The organism is Bradyrhizobium sp. HKCCYLS1011, assembly GCF_051167795.1.
In the GTDB taxonomy this organism is placed as follows: Bacteria; Pseudomonadota; Alphaproteobacteria; order Rhizobiales; family Xanthobacteraceae; genus Bradyrhizobium.
This window is the reverse complement of sequence record NZ_JBNPTT010000001.1, coordinates 165,960-185,041: the sequence shown is the minus strand read 5'-3', so window position 1 is coordinate 185,041 and position 19,082 is coordinate 165,960. Positions and strand designations below refer to the sequence as shown.

The following is a 19,082-nucleotide window of genomic DNA, read 5'->3' as shown; positions in this document are numbered from 1 at the left end:
GCGAGTCGCATGTGGTCGCGCGGCCGGCTTGCACTACCGCGATTATCGTCGGATGGGAACAGCCGAGGCCGAGCGGGTGGCCCGCCTATTCGGCCTGACCGGGGGTGGAGGATGTGCCGGAGGCGGATTTTGCCGCGGCCTGCTTCTCGACGAAGCGCACGGCGATGATCGACCCTTCGTATAGGGCGAGGAGCGGAATCGCCAGCGAGGCTTGGCTCAGCACGTCCGGTGGGGTCAGCACCGCCGCAATGATGAAGGCGATCACGATGAAATAGCGCCGCTTCGAGCGCAGCATCTCGGAGGTGACGATGCCGATCCGCCCCAACAATGTAAGAATCACCGGAAGCTGAAAGGCGATGCCGAAGGCAAAGATCAGCGACATCATCAGCGACAGGTATTCGCCGACCTTCGGCATCAGCGCGATCTGAGCGGTGTCAGGACCGCCGAGCTGCTGCATGCCGAGTGAGAACCGCACCAGCATCGGCCATACGGCGAAATAGACCAGCATCGCGCCGAACACGAAAAAGATCGGGGTCGCTACCAGATAGGGCAGAAACGCGTTGCGTTCGTGCCTGTAAAGACCAGGCGCAACGAATTTGTAGATCTGCAAGGCCACGAGCGGAAACGAGATGAAGCCGGCGCCGAACAGCGCGAGCTTCAACTGGGTGATGAAGTATTCGAGCAGCTGGGTGTAGATGAACTTGCTGTTCTCCGGTCCCGCCACCCAGACGAACGGCAACACCAGGATATTGTAGATCTGCTTGGCGAAGATGAAGCACAAGATGAAGGCCACGCCAAATCCGACCAGCGCCTTGATGAGCCGCGCGCGCAGCTCGATCAGGTGCTCCATCAGAGGGGCCTTGCTGGCTTCGATATCTTCCGCGGTCATGACGCTTTGGCGTCCTTAAACCGATCCGCTTCCTCGGAGGTGATGGTCTCAGCCCCGGCCTCGGACTTGAATTCAGACTTCGATTCGGACCTGGGCTCAGGCTTGGGTTCGGGCTTGATTTCCCGGACGATGGCCAACGGCTCATCGACCGCTTGATGGCTCTGCGCCTCGACAAAGGTTTCGGGGTGAGGCGGCTCCGGCGTGGTCGGAATTGCCGGCGCCTCCGGCGCAGCGCCGGTCGGTTCAGGCGCGGGAGAAGCCACTTCCGCCGGCTTGTCCACGCCTTCGATATCGAGCGCCTTGTCGACGTCCCGCTGCAGGGAGCTGATCACGCCAGTCGGCGAGAAACCGCTCGCGGCTTCGCGAACCTCATCGAAGCTCTTCTTGAGGTCGGCCATCTCGGCCTCGCGCATGGCTTCCTGAAACTGGCCCTGGAATTCGGCCGCCATCCGGCGGGCTTTGCCCATCCACTGCCCGACCATGCGCAAAACGCCGGGAAGCTCCTTCGGGCCGATCGCGATCAGCGCGACGACCCCGATGACGAGCAGCTCACTCCAGCCGATATCGAACATCAAACAATCCGCCTACGAGACGTCGCCTGCCAATCCCGAGCTGCCCAGTCCCGTAAGATCAGGTCACTGCCAGTCGAATCCGGCGCGGTCCGCGCCGGTCACGCCTTGGCTCGGTCAGACAGCCTTGCTGCCGACATCGGTACGGGTCGCGGTGGGCGTACCGCCATGATCGATCGACTTGACCGGCTCGGTCTTTTCCGGCGCCTTGTCGTCGTCCTGCATACCCTTCTTGAACGCCTTGATGCCCTGCGCGACGTCGCCCATCAGGTCGGAAATCTTGCCGCGCCCGAACAACAGCAGGACGACCGCGATCACCACGATCCAGTGCCAAATGCTAAGCGAACCCATCCTGCAACCCTCCAAACATCGGCGCGGAAGACCGGCGATCGCGCCGCCAAACCACGCCCGGTCATGGGCTTGACCGCGTCCCATCGCTTCTAGCATCCGGCCGCGAAACAGCAACATGAATGCGGACGACTGGACAAAGCGTAACGCGCAAGCCCGATCTTGGGCGGAAGGTAGGCGTCACAGCCCCCAAAAACAAGCACTTAAGCTTCGGCAAATCACGGCCAGCGCTACGGAATAACGCTGTTGTTAACGACGCGCGTGGGTTGGCTATTCGGTGCTTTCGTCCGGATCACCAGTCTGCGATCCATCGGGTTCCGGAGCAGGATCTTCGGAACGCTCGGCCGCGGTGTGATCGATTGCCGCAGCTTCAACATCCGATGGCCCAGCTTCATCCGAAGCGGCCTCATGAGCGGCTTGCTCCTCGTGGCTTGCCTCCTCCGGCTCGACCGCAGGCGCCAGCGCCAGATCGAGGTCGCCAGGCTCCAGCGGCTCCTCGTCCTCGCGCAAGGTCGGATCGTCCGACGGCGTCGGAACCGTGAAGCCAGTCGGCAGCCGCGAATCCAGCAGCCCCGTACCTTTGAGCTCCTCCAGCCCCGGCAGGTCGCCGAGCGTCTCGAGACTGAACTGCGTGAGGAATGCGTCAGTGGTCCCGAAGGTGAGCGGGCGCCCGGGGGACTTGCGGCGGCCGCGCGGCTTGATCCAGCCGGTCTCGAGCAGCACGTCGAGGGTCCCCTTCGACGTGACGACGCCGCGGATCTCTTCGATCTCCGCACGCGTGACGGGCTGGTGATAGGCAACGATAGCGAGCACTTCGATCGCTGCCCGCGACAGCTTGCGGGTCTCAGTGCTCTCGCGGGTCATCAGCCACGCGAGATCGCCCGCGGTCCGGAACGTCCATTTATTAGCCACACGCACGAGGTTCACGCCACGCGTGGCATACTCCTCCTGCAGCTGCGCCAACGCCGCTTTCACATCGACGCCTTCCGGCATGCGCTTGGCGAGCGCCGCCTGATCGAGTGGCTCGGCCGCGGCAAACAACAAGGCTTCGAGAATGCGCAACTCTTCCGGCCGCGCTTGCGGCTCGGCTGCGATGTCTTCCGGCTCCTCCATGCGCACTTCCGCCAAGATTGCCATCGCACGGTCTCCTTCTTCGTTACTCAACCGTCAAATCCGGCGCGGTCATGGCACCGGGAGGTTGTGGCGGACGCTTCCGAAAATACAGCGGCGCGAACGCCTGCTTCTGGTTCAGTTCGAGCTGCCCTTCCCGCACCAGCTCCAGCGCGGCAGCAAAGCTCGACGCAAAGATCGTGGCGCGCTGCGCGGGCTCGACCACATAGCTCAACAGGTAGTCGTCGAGGCAACCCCAGTCCTCCGTGACTTCGGTCATGCCGACCAGACGCTCCAGAGACGCGCGTGCTTCAGCGAGCGACCACACGGTCCGCTTGGCCAGATGCACCGAGGTCAATACGCGCTGCTGTCGCTGGGTCGCGTAGGCCGAGAGCAAATCGAACAAGGTCGCCGAAAACTTCGGACGACGAACTTCCGCGATCGGCTCGGGATTGCCGCGCGGAAACACGTCGCGCTGGAACTGCGGCCGGTTCATCAGACGATTGGCGGCTTCGCGGATTGCCTCCAGCCGGCGCAGCCGGTTGGCCAGCGCGGTCGCCATCTCCTCCGCGCTCGGTCCTTCGGCCGCCGGCGGTTCCGGCAGCAGCAGCCGCGACTTCAGGAAGGCGAGCCAGGCCGCCATGACGAGATAGTCGGCGGCAAGCTCCAGTCGGATCTTTCGCGCCGCCTCGATGAATTGCAGATACTGATCGGCCAGAGCCAGGATCGAGATCTTGGCCAGATCCACCTTCTGCTGACGCGCCAGCGCCAGCAGAAGGTCGAGCGGGCCCTCATAGCCCTCGACGTCGACCACCAATGCCGGGTCGCTCTCGGACAGCTCGGCGGGCCGGCCGGTTTCGAAAGACAGAATTTCCGCGGTCATGCGTTCGCTGGTCCCAGCCGGTTGATCAATGCATCGAGCTCGGCGCGCGCTGCCGCACGATCCAAGGCGACTGCGGGCTTGCGGGCCGCCAATGCGCGGTCGGCACGTGCCAGCGCTATCCCCGAGAGCTCCGGCGTCTCGGCCACGACGGCCTGCATCTCGTCGAGCTTGCCATTGCAATGGAGGACGACATCGCAGCCTGCGGCAATGATCGCGCGCGTGCGCTCGGCGATTGACCCCGCCAATGCGTTCATGGACACGTCATCACTCATTAACAAACCCTGGAACCCGATCCGGCCGCGAATCACCCGTTCGATCATTGTCGCAGAAGTCGTGGCCGGATGGGCGGGGTCGATCGCGCTAAACACAACATGTGCAGTCATGGCCATCGGCAGATCGGACAACGGCCGGAAGGCCGCGAAGTCGGTCGCATCGAGCTCCGATTCCGGCGTATCGACCGTCGGCAGCCGGAAATGGGTATCGGCGGTGGCGCGGCCATGGCCGGGGATGTGCTTCAGGACCGGCAGAATTCCCCCCTGCGCGAGCCCGTCCGTCACCGCGCGAGCGATGGCTGCGACCTTGTCCGGCGTCTCGCCATAGGCGCGATCGCCGATGACGGCGTCGGCGTCTGCGACCGGAACGTCGGCCAGCGGCAGACAATCCACGGTGATCCCGAGCTGCCCGAGATCGTCGGCGATCAGGCGGGCGCTGAGCCATGCCGCTCGCAGGCCGTGTGCCGAATCGATGTCATAGAGCCGGCTGAACGCCGCGCCCGGGGGATAGACCGGCCAGTGCGGCGGTCCCAGCCGCTGCACCCGCCCGCCCTCCTGATCGATCAGGATCGGAGCATCGGCGCGGCCGGCGGCATCGCGAAGTTCATCGACGAGTGCAGTCACTTGAGTAGGTGACTGCACATTGCGTTTGAACAGGATGAAGCCCCAGGGCCGGGCATCGCGGATGAAGTCGCGCTCGGCGGTGCCGAGTTCTAGTCCGGAAACGCCGGTAATGAAGGCCCGCATGGTCATCGGGGCCGATTAGACCCCGCCCTGCGACCGGTCAAGCCAAGGTTACTGGTTACTAAACGCGAAACACTGGCCGCCGGCAGCTTTCAACGTGCCGCACATCTTGTTGGCCTCGTCGCGGGTCGCGAATGGCCCCACGGAGGCGCGGTATCGCACGCTCTTATCGGGCATATCCACGCGCTTGATGATCGGCGAATAGTTCCCCAGCACTGAAGAATATTTGCCCTGCGTCACCTGATAGGACGACAGCGCATCCGCTTCGCTCACCTGCGACGAAATCGACACAAGATAGCCGCCGCTGCTCGTGCTTGCGGTGGATGTCGATTCGGCAGGCTGCACAGCCGCAACCTGCCTGGCCGGCGGCGCGGACGATTGCGGTGTCAGGGCCAACGGGGCGTTGGCCGAGGCATTCGCGTTGGTCGGTGAATTACGCGCTGCCGACGCCGTCTTGGCGGCTGCGGCGGGCTTGGCGGTGGCGGGGACCGCCGCAACCACTTGCGCCGGGCCGCTGTTGGCGTCAGGCGGGGTGCTTCCCGCAGAATTGCTATTGCCGCTGATGCGAAGCGTGCTGATCGGCCGCGGGTCGCTGTTGGGCAGGATGCCATTGCTGCCGCTGGCCCCAGTTCCAGACGGCAGGCCTCCCGTCGAGGCGCTCGCCGACGACGTCGGATTGATGTTCTGGTTGGGCTGCGGAAACACCACGCGCGGTCCGACGGAGCGGGAATTCACGTCCACCGGGGTTTCCTCGCGGGACACCAGTTTCTCGCCGCCGTCTCCAATCAGCCGGTCGGGAACCTTGGGCGTCGAATCCGCCTGCGAGTTCATGATCTTGGTCGGGCTGTTGTCTGCCTTGATGATCGGAGGCTCACCAGTACGGGCCGTCGAGAAGTAGGTCTTGTAGGCGAAGGCGCCGCCGGTGCCGAGAACGCCGAGCGCGAGGACCGCAAACACGGTGCTCATCCCGCTGCGGCGCTTCGGCTCCTCTTCTTCTTCGCCCTCGTCATAGCCGTCCTGATAGGCGTACTGGTCGTCCTGGAATTCCTGGTCGCCGTGATAATCCTGCTGTCCAGAGCCCGCCGGTCCAAACAACGCCTCGTCATAACGTGACGGATCCGGCTCGTGGTCATCGAACGATGGCTCGCGATCGAACTCGGCGTTCGCGCCAAAACCACGATGCGGATCGCCGGCGCCAAAGTTCAGCTTGGCAAGATCGTCGGCGAAATCATCCTTGGGATAGGACTGCGGGATATCCTGGCGCGCCGCGTTTTGACGCCCGAAATCCTGGCTTTCGAAGTCCTGTTCGGGAAAGTCGCGGGGCGCGGCACGAGGATCCTGATACCCGGCCGGGAAAGCTGGCGGCGGTGTAGGCCGCTGCGGCTCTCGCGCCAACTCGGCGAAGGGGTCGCGCGGCGTGGCCGGCGCCTCGCGCTGCTGAGTTCTCGGGACTTCCTGCCGGTTGGCGCGTTGCATCCAGGCCGGCGGCCCGGCTGGTGCCACCGGTTCGGCGACAGGCTCCACGGGCGGCAACGGTGTGGACGGCAGCGGCGCTGACGGCCGCGGCTGGGCCGCGGCGCGCGGCGCGCCGGAAGGTATGTTGCGGCCGGTCTGGGCGAACGGGTCGTTCTGCCCAATCAGGCGAGCAAGCTCGGCAAGCGGGTCGCTCTCCGCCTGTCCGGACCCACCACCGCGGCCAAAACCATCAGCGGGAAAGGGTCTATCCTGGTAACGATCAGCCATCTAATGAAGCGTCCCTGCGGGTGAACCGCAAATGCGTACTAAGGCGGACCTTGCCAGATTGAGGCCCCCAACTGAAGCTGCATCCGCTCTCCCCCGTTATTTCATCGCCTCGGGAGCATGGACGCCCAATATAGCTAGTCCCGACCCCAGCACCGAGACAACGCCCTGAACCATGGCCAATCTCGCCATGGTTATCACTGCATCATCACGGTAACTGAAGCGTAAATAGGGCAAGCTGTTTCCGCGAGTGTACTGCGCATGGAATTCACTTGCAAGATCATAGAGATAGAACGCCACCCGATGCGGCTCATGGGCCGCCGCCGCGCCCTCGATCAGGCGCGGAAAGAGCGCGAGGCGCTTCAAAATCTCGATTTCACCGGGATCGGTAAGCAGCTCCAGCTTCGCCTCGGCCAGGAAAGCGGCACGGGCTGAAGCCTCCTCCGGCAAGTTCGGAACGACCTCGCTGCGAGCGTTGCGGAAGATCGAATGCCCACGTGCGTGACCATACTGCACATAGAACACCGGATTGTCCTTCGACTGCTCGATCACCTTGGCGAGGTCGAAATCGAGCGCGGCATCGTTCTTGCGATAAAGCATCATGAAGCGGACCGCGTCGCGACCGACTTCGTCGACGACCTCGCGCAACGTGACGAAATCGCCGGAGCGTTTCGACATCTTCACCGGCTCGCCATTGCGCAGGAGCTTCACGAGCTGGACGATCTTGACGTCGAGCGTGGCCTGCCCCGCCGTGACCGCCTTCACCGCCGCCTGCATGCGCTTGATGTAGCCGCCATGATCGGCACCGAACACGTCGATCAAATCTGCAAAACCGCGTTCGAACTTGTGGCGGTGATTGGCGATATCTGAGGCGAAATAGGTGTAGGTGCCGTCGGACTTGATCAGCGGCCGGTCCACGTCGTCGCCATAGGCGGTGGCGCGGAACAGAAGCTGCTCGCGATCTTCCCAATCCTCGACAGGTGCGCCCTTCGGCGGCGGCAAGCGGCCTTCATAGACATCGCCGCGCTCGCGCAGGAAGTCGATCGTCTCGGCAACCTTGTTGTTGCCGGCAGTGATCAGCGACCGCTCGGAAAAGAAGACGTCGTGCTTGATATTGAGAGCGGCGAGATCGTCCTTGATCTCGTCCATCATCATCGCGATCGCCTTGGCGCGCACGATTGCCAGCCACTGCGCCTCCGGCATCGCCTTCAGCTTGTCGCCATACTCGGCAGCCAGCGCCTGCCCCACCGGCTTCAGGTAATCGCCGGGATAGAGCCCTTCCGGAATCCGGCCGATGTCCTCGCCCAGCGCCTCGCGATATCTGAGGAAGGCCGAACGCGCGAGCACGTCGACCTGGGCGCCGGCATCGTTGATGTAATACTCCCTGGTGACATCATGCCCGGCGAATTGCAGCAGGCTGCACAGCGCGTCGCCAAACACGGCGCCGCGACAATGGCCGACATGCATCGGGCCGGTCGGATTGGCCGAGACGTACTCGACGTTGACCTTCGGCGCACCCGGAACGGGCGGGAGGCGACCATAGACATCCCCCTCGTGCAGGACCGTGCGCAGGGCCTCGGTCCATGCACTCGGCCGCAGGGTCAGATTGATGAAGCCGGGCCCCGCGATGTCGACCTTGGCCATCAGCGGATCATCGCGCAGCTTGGCGGAAATCTGCTCGGCAAGGTCACGCGGCTTGGTCTTGGCTTCTTTCGCCAGCACCATCGCGGCATTGGTCGCCATGTCGCCATGGCTGGCATCGCGGGGCGGCTCGACCACCACGCGCGAAAAATCGATGCCCTCGGGCCAGTTGCCGTCCTTGGCGAGCGTGGCGCAGATCGCGTGCACGCGCGCCAGCACATCGGCGAAAAGATGCAGGTTTTGAGCTGTGTCGACCATGGGCGCCGCCTAACGCAAATCCGGGGTCGAGTCAAAAAGCCGGTGATGCTCGGTCAGCGCGAAACGATCGGTCATCCCGGCGATGAAATTGCCGATCCGCCGGGCGCATTCGCCCTCGCCGTCGTGGCCGTCGCGCCATTCGGGCGGCAGCGCGGCCGGGTCGTTCCGGTATCGCTCGAACAGGTCCACGACGATCCGCTCGGCTTCGCGCATCACCTTCATCACCCGCTCGTGCCGATACATGTGGTGCCACAGGAACGTCTTGATGGTCTTCTCGGCCGCGGCGGCTTCGGCGGAAAATCCGATCAGCGGCGCGCCGTGACGGCGCACGTCATGCGGCGACATGGGCTTGGCGCGATCAAGCCTCGCCGCGGCCTCCGCAGCGACATCGGCAATCAGATAGGAAATCAGATCGCGCACCAGCTCCGCCCCGCGCCTGATATCATCGAGCCCCGGATAATGCCGATCGATCTCTCCGATCATGGCGGCAATCAGCGGAATCTCCTTGAGGTCATCGACCGCAAACAGTCCGGCGCGCAAGCCGTCGTCGATGTCGTGCGCGTCGTAGGCGATGTCGTCGGCGACTGCTGCAACCTGCGCTTCCAGCGAGGCGTAGCTCCCGAGCTCCAGATCGTAGCTCTCATTGAACTGTGCGATCCCGACCGGAATCGGCTGATGCAGCGGACCGTTGTGCTTGACGATGCCCTCCAACGCCTCCCAGGTCAGGTTCAACCCGTCGAATTCGGGATAGCGCTGCTCGAGCGAGGTGACGACGCGCAAGGCCTGCGCATTGTGGTCGAAGCCGCCATGGCGCTCCAGGCATCGGTCGAGCGCGCGCTCGCCGGCGTGCCCGAAGGGCGGATGGCCGAGATCATGCGCCAGCGCCAAGGTCTCGGTCAGGTCCTCGTCGAGCCCGAACTGGCGGGCCAGCGCGCGGGCGATCTGGGCTACTTCCAAGGAATGGGTCAGGCGGGTCCGGTAATGGTCGCCCTCGTGGAAGACGAAGACCTGGGTCTTGTGCTTGAGCCGGCGGAAGGCGGTCGAATGGATCACCCGGTCGCAATCCCGCCGGAACGCGCTGCGGGTCCGCGACGGTGGCTCGGCCACGAGCCTGCCCCGGCTGCGATCGGGATCGCAGGAAAAAGGAGCGCGGGGGGCAGCCATTCCGACCGACACGGTGTTTTCGAGCTCCGACGATTTGATTCCAGCGTTCAATGCACTTAACTATGGGGTGTGCCCGATACCAAATGAATTGGGCATGATGAGAGCTTCGGGAGATCCTTTGCCATGACCGCCGTCACCATCAGCGAGCGCGCCGCCCGCCGGATCGGGGAAATCCTCAAGAAGGAGGACAACGGGGCCATGCTGCGGATCTCCGTCGAGGGCGGCGGCTGCTCCGGCTTCCAGTACAAGTTCGATATTGACCGCGCCAAGGCTGATGACGATCTGGTGATCGAGCGCGACCAGGCGGTCGTGCTGGTCGATCCGGCGTCGGTACCGTTCCTGGCCGGTTCGGAGCTCGATTTCGTCGACGACCTGATGGGCGCCTCCTTCCGCGTCAACAATCCCAACGCCACCGCCTCCTGCGGCTGCGGCACCAGCTTCTCGGTCTAGGACCACCGAACTGGTCAGGCACTGACCTCCTGTCCCGGGTGTTGTGGCGCCAGTGACGGCGCAGCGAGGCTCGGTACTGAGGGGTTTGGTACGGAGGCGCTTGGCGAGGTCCCGATTGCCTTCAGGATCGCCGCGACGATGGCCGGCTTGCGCAGCGGCTTGGCGAGGAAATCGGACATCCCGGCTTCGCGGCATTGCTGGATATCGTCCGGAAAGGCATTGGCCGTGAGCGCGATGATCGGCAACTCCGCGAGCCTGCCGCCGCGGGCACGGATCGCGCGCGTGGCCGCGAGGCCATCCATTTCCGGCATCCGCACATCCATCAGCACCAGGTCGAACGCCTCCGCACAGGCCGCTTTCACGGCCTGCGCGCCGTCGGGAACGATCATCTTGTCGATCGCAAACTCCTGCAGCATCTTTGAAACCACCATGCGGTTGGTGGCATCGTCTTCGGCAATCAACACCCGCAACGGCCGTCCCAGCGTCGCGATTCGCACCTTGAGATCGCCCGCGCCGACCCGATCGCCGCGCTGATCCGAGATCTGCTTGTCGCTCCATGGCAGCGCCAGCGTGAAGCGGAAGGTCGATCCCTCCCCTGGCACGGAGGTCACGTCGATCGCACCGCCCATCTGCTCGATGATGCGGCGGCTGATGGCGAGCCCCAATCCAGTGCCACCGAAACGGCGGTTGATCGAAACATCTGCCTGCGTGAAATCGGTGAAGAGGCGGTTGACCTGATCCGGCGCAATCCCGATGCCGGTGTCGGAGACGCGCCATTCCACCATCGCACGATCTCCCTGGCGCATCCGGCAGCTTGCCGCGATGGTGATGCCGCCGCGCTCGGTGAACTTCACCGCGTTCGAGGCGAGGTTGATTAGCACTTGGCGGATGCGGGCGACGTCGCCCTTGAGCGCAGGCGGAAGGTCGGCCGCGATCTCCGCCTTGACCAGCAGGCCCTTGGCCTTGGCGTTGACGGCCATGATCGCGGTCACGGCCTCGACCAGAGCGGTCGGCGAGAAATCGACCGACTCGAATTCGAGACGGCCGGCGTTGAGCTTGGAGAGGTCGAGAATGTCGTTCAGGATCCGCTGCAGATTGTCGCCGGACTCGCGGATGGTCACCACCGCCTGCCGCTGCTCGGGATCGAGCTTGGTTTCCAGAAGCGTCGTGGCGAGGCCAAGAACCCCGTTCATCGGCGTGCGGATCTCATGGCTCATCATCGCCAGGAAGTCGGACTTGGCGCGGCTCTCGGCTTCCGCCTGCTCTGCCCGCCAGCGCTCGGTGACATCGCGACCGAAACCGCGATAGCCGGCGAAATGGCCGTCATAATCGAAAGCCGGTTTCGCGGTGAGCGCCCAGCGCCGCCGCTCCCCGCCGGCCACGACATGGAGAAACAGCTCGGGGATCGGCGCCTTGTTGTCCATCCGCTCAGTCAGCGCGGCGAGCGCCTTGGCCTCATCAGGACAAAGCAGGCGCAAGGTGTCGACGAGGCGCATGCCCCGGAGCGATTGCAATGGAATCTTGGCCACGTCGGCGAAGCGCTGCGGCGCATCGGCAAGACACCCCTCGGCATCGGTCTGCCACAGCCAGCTCGATGCGTTCTCCTGAAATTCCTTCAGCAGCAGCGAAATGGTTTCGTTCTGCCGCTCGTGCCGGAGCTGGGCCTTGACGTTGTCGAGGAACAAATTGCCATGCGAGACCAGGTGGCGAACCATGAACGAGGTGTAGAGCAGCAGGAAGCCGACCAGCACCAGATAGGTCGGACCGCCGCAGAGGAACAGCGACGCGCAGGACGCCAGCATCATCGTCCAGGTGTAGGTGAGGCCGGCGCGGGGCACCGTCGACATCGCGAACGCGCCACCGGAGATCATGCCGGTCATCAGCGCCGCGATGATGATCTGGCTCTGGGCCTCGACCTTGGGCATCAGTGTCAGCGGCAGCGCCCCCCAGGTGGCCGCCAGAAAGAACGCCTGCAGGGTCATGCGCCAGACCGCGCGCTCGGAAGCCTCCTTCGGCCTCGATTTGCGCGCCCGTAACCAGCCGCGCAGCGCCATCCCGCCGGCCAGCGCGATCGCCGCAGCCCAGACCGCGAGAAAGCGGTTCGAACCGGTGTTCCAGAACACGCCGAGGATGATCGCCGCATTGGCGAAATTGATCGCGACGGTGACCGGGACCAGTCGCGCCACCGCATCGATCTGCTTGGCACGGATGCGGCGCCTGTCACGCTCGCTGAGCGCTTCGCCTTCGAGCTGCGCCATGGTGCCGAAGCCGCTGATCCAGAGCACGAATGTGCCCGCCGGTCCGTACCATCCGGTCGGTTGCGCGGCTGTGGGATCACCGGGCCATAGCATCAGGGGCAGACCTTCGTTGTGAGTTCCTGACATGCGCCAGCTGCGGCTTCAGCCGCGTTAATTTTTGACCCGTAGAATTACGGGATCGCGGTTCGCCCCAGCATTCTCAAGTCGGCTGCAGGCAAGCGACCGCATCTCCGCGGCGCAGGCACGCCCGGGTTCTGCATCCGGAATGGCCCTCGATAACGCGAGGGCGCAGGGAAGGCCGGGAGCTCGCCTCTCCCGTGGCCCGCCTGCAAGAAAAAAGCAGGCGGCAGTCACCACAGGTCGGCCAAGACATCCCGGCCTTCCCTGCGCGATGGGTTTACGGCTTATACGTGATCTCCCCAGGGACCGGCTCTCTTGCCCCTGTCACCCGCACGAGAACGAAAACTCTCGTTGCGAACTTAGCGCCAGCACCGGGGCGCCAGGACCACACGACTTCACCGTCCGCAACCCGTCGTTCGTCCGCATCCGAAAAGAATGCTGCGACGTATCGCGGCCACCGCGTCCCGCCTCTCCGTATCGTGACGACGCGTACGTCCCTCAGCATGAGGCGGGATGGCGACAGAGAACCATAATTTCCGAAAAATCGAAATCGAATTATTTTTGCGTCCAGCCTTGAATATGCTCACCGCGTTGAAACGGCGGCCGAAATTCGCGCTTCCGCGCGGATGATATCCACGTCCCGGATGCTCTTCGGAAGGCTAGTACGGGTGTCGATCGCGCAAGTGATTTGCCCGACGACTCAAATTGCATTGTCAGGCAAACCCTGCCACGCGTCATCCTGGGCATCGGCGAGTTCGTAGCGTGTGATGCGCCCTCAGCTTGGGAGTTGAACCACGCGGGTCTCCCCGAACGCAAGACTCCTCGCATGGTCCTTGTTTCCGCGTTTTGGGCACAAGCGAACATCAACCGACCGACAAACTCGGCTGAAACCGTCGCAAATGACCCGAGGCGGACTTCCGTTACCGTCGGAGGAAGTAGCGCCGCCTCGATCTGATCGTTCGCCACCATGGGCACCGGTTCGAGGCAGTTCACGTGAACAGCTTGTCGATGTCGTCCTGGGAAATCGCCACGCTCGGCCGCTGCGGGCCTTCCATCAAGTCCGGGGCGCTTTCGACGGCAAGCTCGGCGGCCAGCCGCGCCAGCTCCTCTTTTCCCCACATGCGGACCAGCCTGTTGATGTGGTCCTCCATGAACTGCAGCGACTTGACGACTCGAGTGATCCGCTGCCCTGTGAGGTCCTGAAACGCGCAAGCCTCGAACACCTTGTTTGTGCTATCGACGATCTCGTCGCATACTGCTGCTGCAGTCGGGTCGTTGACGCTTTGCAACTTCACGACGCCGGCGCCGATCGCCTCCATGCTTTCGAGGATCGTGTTCCCGGCTGCCTCCGTATTCTCGATGATCGCGTCGAGGGTGTCTGCCATCGTCGCGAAACTGCCCTTGCTGTCACCTTGAAGGGCGGCGAGCTCCCGCCGCATGCTGCTAAGTTGGCCGAACATCTCGACCAGGAGCGTTTTCAGCACCCTCTCTTGTTCCGGCGCAATCATCGAAATCCCCGATTTTCCTTCAACGTCTCCGTACTAAGGGTTTCACGATGCAGTTGCAAACCCAGGCCTGCTTGTCTGCAATGACATCTCACATTCGATTCGGCGGCAACCAGGTCGCGACTCGGTCATCGAGATCGAGCGTAACCTCGAAGCGGTACTTTGGTCAGGGTCGTGTTGTCCCAGGAATTGATCGGCGACGATTGAGGAGGTCAGCTTCTGGCCCATCGCGACATTTGCTGCCGTCGCGCAAAGCCGGTCAGTATCGGAGCGAAGCGGACTCGCAAACGATTTATGCGTTCGCGTTAGCTCCGATCGTCGCTCATGAGCCAGGTGAAAGCGGCAAGAATTCCCGGCAGTTGCAGGTCATGATGAAGCACGCCCGCGGCCGGCAGAAACCGGTGGTCGACGGCGACGCCGACCTGGCGAAGTGCCTCGACGTAAGCGGTTTGAACCGACGCCGATACGCGGCTGTCGCGCGGATCGGTCAGCACGATGATCTTTTGGGGAGGATGATTGGCGACCTCGGCGACATGATCGATCGGATCGAAGAAATCGGCGTGACCGGTGATGTCGGTCGTCCAGCCCCACTCGCGATTCCTTAGAGCAACCGCTGTGTTGCCTGACGCGATCACCGCGCAGCCAATGTCGGCGCGGCGCGCGATCAGCGCGGCGACGAGATGGCCACCGCCTGATTGGCCGACGAGATTGATTTGGCGCCAGCCGAAATGCGCCTTCAGCCGGGTCAGTGCGGCATCGACCAGAGCAACTTCGCGGGGCCGCCGCCGGTCAAGATGGCGGCCTGAAGAGCCCAGTATACCTGGACGCGCCAAGTGGACGTAAGGGCGCGCGAAAGTGGCGGAAAACTGCTCGGCGAGCGCCTGCTCGTCATGGGCGGATGTCGTCGTGTAGCGTTCGATGGCCACGATCCCGGTTTCGCGCTTCTCGACGACATCGCCCCGCATAAAGATGACAGGATCGAGAGCTGAGTCTTCAGGCGCGGCACCATAGAAGGCGAGAACGTCGGCCTGGCCGTCGACATCGACTCGCACCCTGCCCGCGCCGTCGCCATCGGATGAGGCGTGTTCAATTCCCTGAACCACCTCGGCGCCCGAGAACGGAGTGGCCGCGAGTTCTGCAAGCACTGGAAACCTGATCACGTCTTCCTCTCCGATCTGGATTAGCTCCTGCCGGCCCGAGCGAAGCACGCCAACATGTTCTTTGCGAACACACCGCTTTGGCGACGGCGGTCAAATTTCGCTCGCAGCGCTGTGGGCATCCGCGTCTGCGTTGCAGGCATCGCACGATGATAGATCCGGAGAAAATGAAATTGATATGCCGGACACGCATCGGCTTCGAATGCCGACATCGAGGTGATGTTGGGTCGACGGCGCCGTCATTGCGAGCGCACCGAAATGCGCGATTTGATTTGCACCACGTTGACCGGTTCAGCCGCCACTCTATTCTGCCGCAGTCGGAGAGTGGTCCGATTTCATGCTTTGGCGGTGGTCCATGTTACGTCCGGGTCTGTTGGCTGCGGCCGTGAGCTCAGTGATCGCCATGACCGGCGCGCTCGGAGCGGATGCCGACGCCACGCGCGACGTCGCTCCGACCGGAACGCTCCGGGTCGCGATCGCGGTCGGTCCCGCGGCCTCGGCGTTCTGGGCCACGCGTGATCCCGCGACCGGCCAACCGGGCGGGGTGACGGTCGAACTCGCCAAGGCGGCCGCGGAGAAGCTCCACGTGCCGCTGCAGCTTGTCGAATACCTCAGCTCGGACGACATCGCCGCGGCCGGAGCCAAGGATGCCTGGGACATCTCGTTCATGCCAGCCGAAGCCCGACGCGCGCAGTTCGTGGATCAGGGACCCGCTTATGTGGCCTACACGAGCAATTACCTGGTGCGCGCCGGCTCCGACATCCATTCGATCGCCGATCTTGATCGCGCCGGAATCCGGGTTGGCTGTATCGAGGGAACATCGACGTCGCGCACTGTCATCAAGACCCTGAAACTCGCCACCGTCACGACGTTCGCAAAGGCAGATACAGCGGCGGACTTGATCGGCAAGGGTGAACTCGATGCGCTCGCGATGGGCACCGAGGCCGTGGAAGGTCTCGCACGCAAGCTGTCCGGCACCAGGGTCCTGGACGGCGTGATCCAGTCGACCGGCGTCGTCGTGGTCGTGCCGAAAGGTCACGCTGCGGCCGGTGCATGGGCAACGCACTTCCTCCAGGACGCCAAGGTGGACGGGACGGTGCGTCGCGCCCTCGACAGCGGCGGATCCACCGAGGCCAAGATTGTGCCGTAAGCCATCGATGATGGCCATGTTCAGCGCGACCGTTCACAACGATTGCCGGCGCGCTACGCATCGAAAAACGCATCGAGAAAGACCGCGGTCTCGTCCGAGATGCCGACGATCTTGTTGGTGGCCTGGCGATAGAACTTGAAATTGAGCTCGGTCTCGGGACGGCCGTCCTTCCAGTCCTTGAAGCTTTTCAGTTCGTTGCGTCCGAGCGGCCGCTTCGCCCGCGCGGTAATCTCGATGATCACACTGACGCGCGGGGTCTGCCTGTCGAGACCGGGCTTCTTGGCGACTGCTTCGGCCGCGCTGACCACACCACGCGCAATCAGCCCCTGCCCGCCTTCGTTCTCGCTCGCGAAGACGAAGATCACGTCACCTGCGGCCACATGCTTGCCGCCATACATCGTCTTCTGCGCCGCCAAGGTGAGGCTTTGCGCCTGGGGGGTGTCGATTGCGGCCTTGATCGCGAATGCCATGCCCTGTGTCTCCGGCCTCACACGCCGAACAATGATATCAACTGGGGATAACGCAAAGGCGTGCACACCACCATGTGGCTTGACCTGACCACCCCAGGCTTGATCTAAACAGCTCAAACGTCGTCTGCCCTTCGGATCTCCCATGCGCATTGCCACCTGGAACGTCAATTCGGTCCGGCAACGGATCGAGCCCCTCATGACCTGGCTCAAGGAATGCGCGCCCGACATCGTCTGCCTGCAGGAGATCAAATGCACGGACGATGCGTTCCCGCGGCTCGAGATCGAGTCGCTCGGCTACAACGTCGTGACCCATGGCCAGAAGACCTTCAACGGCGTGGCGCTGCTGTCCAAGCTGCCGCTCGACGAGACCAAGTCGGGCCTAGCCGGGGACGACGAGGACACGCATGCGCGCTTCATCGAGGGCGTCGTCAGCCTCAAGCACGGCGTGGTCCGGATCGCCTGCCTCTATCTGCCCAACGGCAATCCGGCGAATACCGAGAAATATCCCTACAAGCTGAAATGGATGTCGCGCCTGCGCGACTATGCCTGCGAACGGCTGAAGACCGAGGAGCCACTGGTACTCGCCGGCGACTTCAACGTGATCCCTTCAGCGATCGATGTCCACAATCCTGACGCCTGGGTGACGGATGCGCTGTTCCGCCCGGAGACGCGGGAGAGCTTCCAGGCACTGCTGGGTCTGGGCCTCACAGACGCACTGCGCGCGGTGACCGATGCGCCCGGCCAATATACGTTCTGGGACTATCAGGCCGGCGCCTGGCAGAAGAACCAAGGCTTGCGCATCGATCACCTGCTGCTGTCGCCGCAGGCCAGCGACCGGCTGGTCGAGGTCGGCATCGACAGCTATGTCCGCGCCTGGGAAAAGCCGTCGGATCATGTGCCGATCTGGGCGGATTTCGACCTCGAAGCCGCCTGACCACATTCAACATTCTTTCCGGGTATCGCTTGCCATGCTGACCAGACGTGATCTGTTTCCGCTTGCCTTGTCGTCACTGATCGCAGCCTCACCGGCCGGGGCTCGCGATCTCGCCGGCATCGACGCTGCGATCGCCGAGATCGAGGCGAAGAGCGGCGGACGCCTCGGCGTCGCGCTGCTCGACACGGCCAGCGGCGAGCTCACGGGCCACCGCCTCGACGAGCGCTTTCCGATGTGCAGCACCTTCAAGGTGCTCGCCGTAGCCGCGGTTCTGGCCAGGGTCGATGCCGGTCAGGAGCAGCTTGCACGCCATATCCCGATCACCCAGGCCGATCTTCTGTCCTACGCGCCGGTAACGAAGACCCATCTCGACTCCGGCATGACCGTCGCCGAGCTGTGCGAGGCCGCGATCACGCTGAGCGACAACACGGCCGCTAACCTGCTGCTGGCATCGTTCGGCGGGCCGCCTGCCCTGACGCGTTACCTGCAGTCGCTCGGCGATAGCGTCACACGGCTCGACCGCATCGAGCCCGATCTCAACGAGGCTACGCCCGGCGATGCCAGGGACACCACGACGCCGGCTGCGATGGCGAAGACGGTGGCGGAGCTCGTGACGGGCAGCGCGCTGTCGGCGACGTCGCGCGAGATGCTGATCGGTTGGATGATCGACTGCAAGACTGGCGCGGCCAGGCTGCGCGCCGGCCTGCCGAGCGGCTGGCGCATCGGCGACAAGACCGGCTCCGGGTACCACGGCAGCGCCAACGACGTCGCAGTGATCTGGCCACAGAACCGCGCACCGCTGATCGTGGCGAGCTATCTCACCGAGACCGACGCGTTGTCCGATGAGAAGCGCAACGCTGTGCATGCCGAGGTCGGGCGTATCGTGGCGCGGCAGTTTAGCTAAGGCATCGCGGCGGCAAGCGCCTTGGCCATCGGGTGCGACGCGGTCGTGCCGAACTTGCTCTGCGGCGGGCCCGTGACCTGATAGCCGCGCGCCAGATAGAAGTGATGCGCGGTCCAGGTGCTGAGCAGCGTTGCCTGCCGCGCGCCCCGCTCCACCGCCCGCATTTCGAGCGCGGCCAAGAGCGCCGCGCTCACGCCGCGGAAGCGCGCATCCGGTGCGACATAGTTCACGGTGATCTCGCCGCTGTCCCTGACACCCCCGACCGCGACGATGGCGCCGTCCTCGACGGCAACCAGCAGCGAGCGCCCCTTGGTGTCGGCCCAGGCCGCGACGTTCTCCGGCGTCTTGTTGGCCAGCCAGAGGCTCAGAATATCCGGATCGTCATGGTGATCGGCGGTACAGAGCTGGATGATCGAGGCGCGCAGCACCGCGCAGGCCTCGGCCGCGTCGTCGGGTGTCGCATCTCGGATGATCATCAGCTTCCCCTGCCGTCAGGGGAATGCTGATGCATTCCCC

At 63.9% G+C, this 19,082-nt stretch carries 17 protein-coding genes and 1 pseudogene; 4 read left to right on the top strand and 14 right to left on the bottom strand.

The window, feature by feature from the left end:
* Positions 1-85: 85 nt before the first annotated feature.
* The 9 genes and pseudogenes from tatC to ACQR1W_RS00810 form a co-directional block, all read right to left on the bottom strand.
* On the bottom strand, positions 86-889 hold the full coding sequence (tatC, locus tag ACQR1W_RS00850; RefSeq protein WP_434849055.1) for a twin-arginine translocase subunit TatC: 804 nt from the start codon (positions 887-889) through the stop codon (positions 86-88).
* Positions 886-1,461, bottom strand: a complete 576-nt coding sequence (tatB, locus tag ACQR1W_RS00845) for a Sec-independent protein translocase protein TatB (RefSeq protein WP_434849054.1) — start codon at positions 1,459-1,461, stop codon at positions 886-888. Before tatB ends, tatC begins: the two co-directional genes overlap by 4 nt.
* 114 nt (positions 1,462-1,575) lie before the next feature.
* Entirely contained in the window at positions 1,576-1,809 is a 234-nt protein-coding gene (locus tag ACQR1W_RS00840) for a twin-arginine translocase TatA/TatE family subunit (RefSeq protein ID WP_008968538.1), read from the bottom strand.
* 422 nt (positions 1,810-2,231) lie between these two features.
* Positions 2,232-2,943 (bottom strand): annotated as a pseudogene (gene scpB, locus ACQR1W_RS00835) (SMC-Scp complex subunit ScpB); the annotation flags it as partial.
* A gap of 19 nt (positions 2,944-2,962) precedes the next feature.
* Positions 2,963-3,799 (bottom strand): segregation and condensation protein A, encoded by an 837-nt coding sequence (locus tag ACQR1W_RS00830; protein WP_008968540.1) that lies wholly within the window; start codon positions 3,797-3,799, stop codon positions 2,963-2,965.
* Positions 3,796-4,824: a beta-N-acetylhexosaminidase gene (gene nagZ / locus ACQR1W_RS00825; protein ID WP_434849053.1), complete on the bottom strand. Its 1,029-nt coding sequence runs from the start codon at positions 4,822-4,824 to the stop codon at positions 3,796-3,798. Before nagZ ends, ACQR1W_RS00830 begins: the two co-directional genes overlap by 4 nt.
* Before the next feature lie 42 nt (positions 4,825-4,866).
* Positions 4,867-6,558: an SPOR domain-containing protein gene (locus tag ACQR1W_RS00820; RefSeq protein WP_434849052.1), complete on the bottom strand. Its 1,692-nt coding sequence runs from the start codon at positions 6,556-6,558 to the stop codon at positions 4,867-4,869.
* A 96-nt stretch (positions 6,559-6,654) separates the two neighbouring features.
* Positions 6,655-8,454 (bottom strand): arginine--tRNA ligase, encoded by a 1,800-nt coding sequence (gene argS, locus ACQR1W_RS00815; protein WP_434849051.1) that lies wholly within the window; start codon positions 8,452-8,454, stop codon positions 6,655-6,657.
* Between the two features lie 9 nt (positions 8,455-8,463).
* Positions 8,464-9,630 (bottom strand): deoxyguanosinetriphosphate triphosphohydrolase, encoded by a 1,167-nt coding sequence (locus ACQR1W_RS00810; protein WP_434849050.1) that lies wholly within the window; start codon positions 9,628-9,630, stop codon positions 8,464-8,466.
* Between the two features lie 111 nt (positions 9,631-9,741).
* On the opposite strand from ACQR1W_RS00810, the gene erpA reads away from it, so the two are divergent.
* Positions 9,742-10,068, top strand: a complete 327-nt coding sequence (gene erpA, locus ACQR1W_RS00805; RefSeq protein WP_008968546.1) for an iron-sulfur cluster insertion protein ErpA — start codon at positions 9,742-9,744, stop codon at positions 10,066-10,068.
* Between the two features lie 14 nt (positions 10,069-10,082).
* Here erpA and ACQR1W_RS00800 read toward each other — a convergent pair whose 3' ends face one another.
* The 3 genes from ACQR1W_RS00800 to ACQR1W_RS00790 all read right to left on the bottom strand — a co-directional run bounded on the left by ACQR1W_RS00800 (position 10,083) and on the right by ACQR1W_RS00790 (position 15,111).
* Positions 10,083-12,419, bottom strand: a complete 2,337-nt coding sequence (locus tag ACQR1W_RS00800; RefSeq protein ID WP_434849694.1) for an ATP-binding protein — start codon at positions 12,417-12,419, stop codon at positions 10,083-10,085.
* 1,016 nt (positions 12,420-13,435) lie between these two features.
* Positions 13,436-13,954, bottom strand: a complete 519-nt coding sequence (locus tag ACQR1W_RS00795; protein WP_434849049.1) for a protein phosphatase CheZ — start codon at positions 13,952-13,954, stop codon at positions 13,436-13,438.
* A gap of 302 nt (positions 13,955-14,256) precedes the next feature.
* Positions 14,257-15,111: an alpha/beta hydrolase family protein gene (locus ACQR1W_RS00790; protein WP_434849048.1), complete on the bottom strand. Its 855-nt coding sequence runs from the start codon at positions 15,109-15,111 to the stop codon at positions 14,257-14,259.
* Positions 15,112-15,463: 352 nt separating this feature from the next.
* Here ACQR1W_RS00790 and ACQR1W_RS00785 point away from each other — a divergent pair, with 352 nt between their 5' ends.
* Entirely contained in the window at positions 15,464-16,258 is a 795-nt protein-coding gene (locus ACQR1W_RS00785; RefSeq protein WP_434849047.1) for a transporter substrate-binding domain-containing protein, read from the top strand.
* A 53-nt stretch (positions 16,259-16,311) separates the two neighbouring features.
* Here ACQR1W_RS00785 and ACQR1W_RS00780 read toward each other — a convergent pair whose 3' ends face one another.
* Complete coding sequence (locus tag ACQR1W_RS00780; protein ID WP_434849046.1) at positions 16,312-16,728, bottom strand: hypothetical protein; 417 nt, start codon at positions 16,726-16,728, stop codon at positions 16,312-16,314.
* A gap of 142 nt (positions 16,729-16,870) precedes the next feature.
* On the opposite strand from ACQR1W_RS00780, the gene xth reads away from it, so the two are divergent.
* On the top strand, positions 16,871-17,662 hold the full coding sequence (gene xth / locus ACQR1W_RS00775) for an exodeoxyribonuclease III (protein WP_434849045.1): 792 nt from the start codon (positions 16,871-16,873) through the stop codon (positions 17,660-17,662).
* 34 nt (positions 17,663-17,696) lie between these two features.
* The gene (gene bla, locus ACQR1W_RS00770; RefSeq protein ID WP_434849044.1) at positions 17,697-18,566 is read left to right on the top strand and encodes a class A beta-lactamase; all 870 of its coding nucleotides are present in this window, start codon (positions 17,697-17,699) and stop codon (positions 18,564-18,566) included.
* Here bla and ACQR1W_RS00765 read toward each other — a convergent pair.
* The gene (locus ACQR1W_RS00765) at positions 18,563-19,042 is read right to left on the bottom strand and encodes a GNAT family N-acetyltransferase (protein WP_434849043.1); all 480 of its coding nucleotides are present in this window, start codon (positions 19,040-19,042) and stop codon (positions 18,563-18,565) included. The two genes, bla and ACQR1W_RS00765, sit on opposite strands and share 4 nt — an antisense overlap.
* Positions 19,043-19,082 lie beyond the last annotated feature (40 nt).

Excerpts from the sequence above, each read along its gene's own strand:
- tatC (WP_434849055.1), bottom strand. The coding sequence starts at position 889 with ATGACCGCGGAAGATATCGAAGCCAGCAAGGCCCCTCTGATGGAGCAC.
- tatB (WP_434849054.1), bottom strand. The coding sequence starts at position 1,461 with ATGTTCGATATCGGCTGGAGTGAGCTGCTCGTCATCGGGGTCGTCGCG.
- ACQR1W_RS00840 (WP_008968538.1), bottom strand. The coding sequence starts at position 1,809 with ATGGGTTCGCTTAGCATTTGGCACTGGATCGTGGTGATCGCGGTCGTC.
- ACQR1W_RS00830 (WP_008968540.1), bottom strand. The coding sequence starts at position 3,799 with ATGACCGCGGAAATTCTGTCTTTCGAAACCGGCCGGCCCGCCGAGCTG.
- nagZ (WP_434849053.1), bottom strand. The coding sequence starts at position 4,824 with ATGACCATGCGGGCCTTCATTACCGGCGTTTCCGGACTAGAACTCGGC.
- ACQR1W_RS00820 (WP_434849052.1), bottom strand. The coding sequence starts at position 6,558 with ATGGCTGATCGTTACCAGGATAGACCCTTTCCCGCTGATGGTTTTGGC.
- argS (WP_434849051.1), bottom strand. The coding sequence starts at position 8,454 with ATGGTCGACACAGCTCAAAACCTGCATCTTTTCGCCGATGTGCTGGCG.
- erpA (WP_008968546.1), top strand. The coding sequence starts at position 9,742 with ATGACCGCCGTCACCATCAGCGAGCGCGCCGCCCGCCGGATCGGGGAA.
- ACQR1W_RS00800 (WP_434849694.1), bottom strand. The coding sequence starts at position 12,419 with ATGCTATGGCCCGGTGATCCCACAGCCGCGCAACCGACCGGATGGTAC.
- ACQR1W_RS00795 (WP_434849049.1), bottom strand. The coding sequence starts at position 13,954 with ATGATTGCGCCGGAACAAGAGAGGGTGCTGAAAACGCTCCTGGTCGAG.
- ACQR1W_RS00785 (WP_434849047.1), top strand. The coding sequence starts at position 15,464 with ATGTTACGTCCGGGTCTGTTGGCTGCGGCCGTGAGCTCAGTGATCGCC.
- ACQR1W_RS00780 (WP_434849046.1), bottom strand. The coding sequence starts at position 16,728 with ATGGCATTCGCGATCAAGGCCGCAATCGACACCCCCCAGGCGCAAAGC.
- xth (WP_434849045.1), top strand. The coding sequence starts at position 16,871 with ATGCGCATTGCCACCTGGAACGTCAATTCGGTCCGGCAACGGATCGAG.
- bla (WP_434849044.1), top strand. The coding sequence starts at position 17,697 with ATGCTGACCAGACGTGATCTGTTTCCGCTTGCCTTGTCGTCACTGATC.
- ACQR1W_RS00765 (WP_434849043.1), bottom strand. The coding sequence starts at position 19,042 with ATGATCATCCGAGATGCGACACCCGACGACGCGGCCGAGGCCTGCGCG.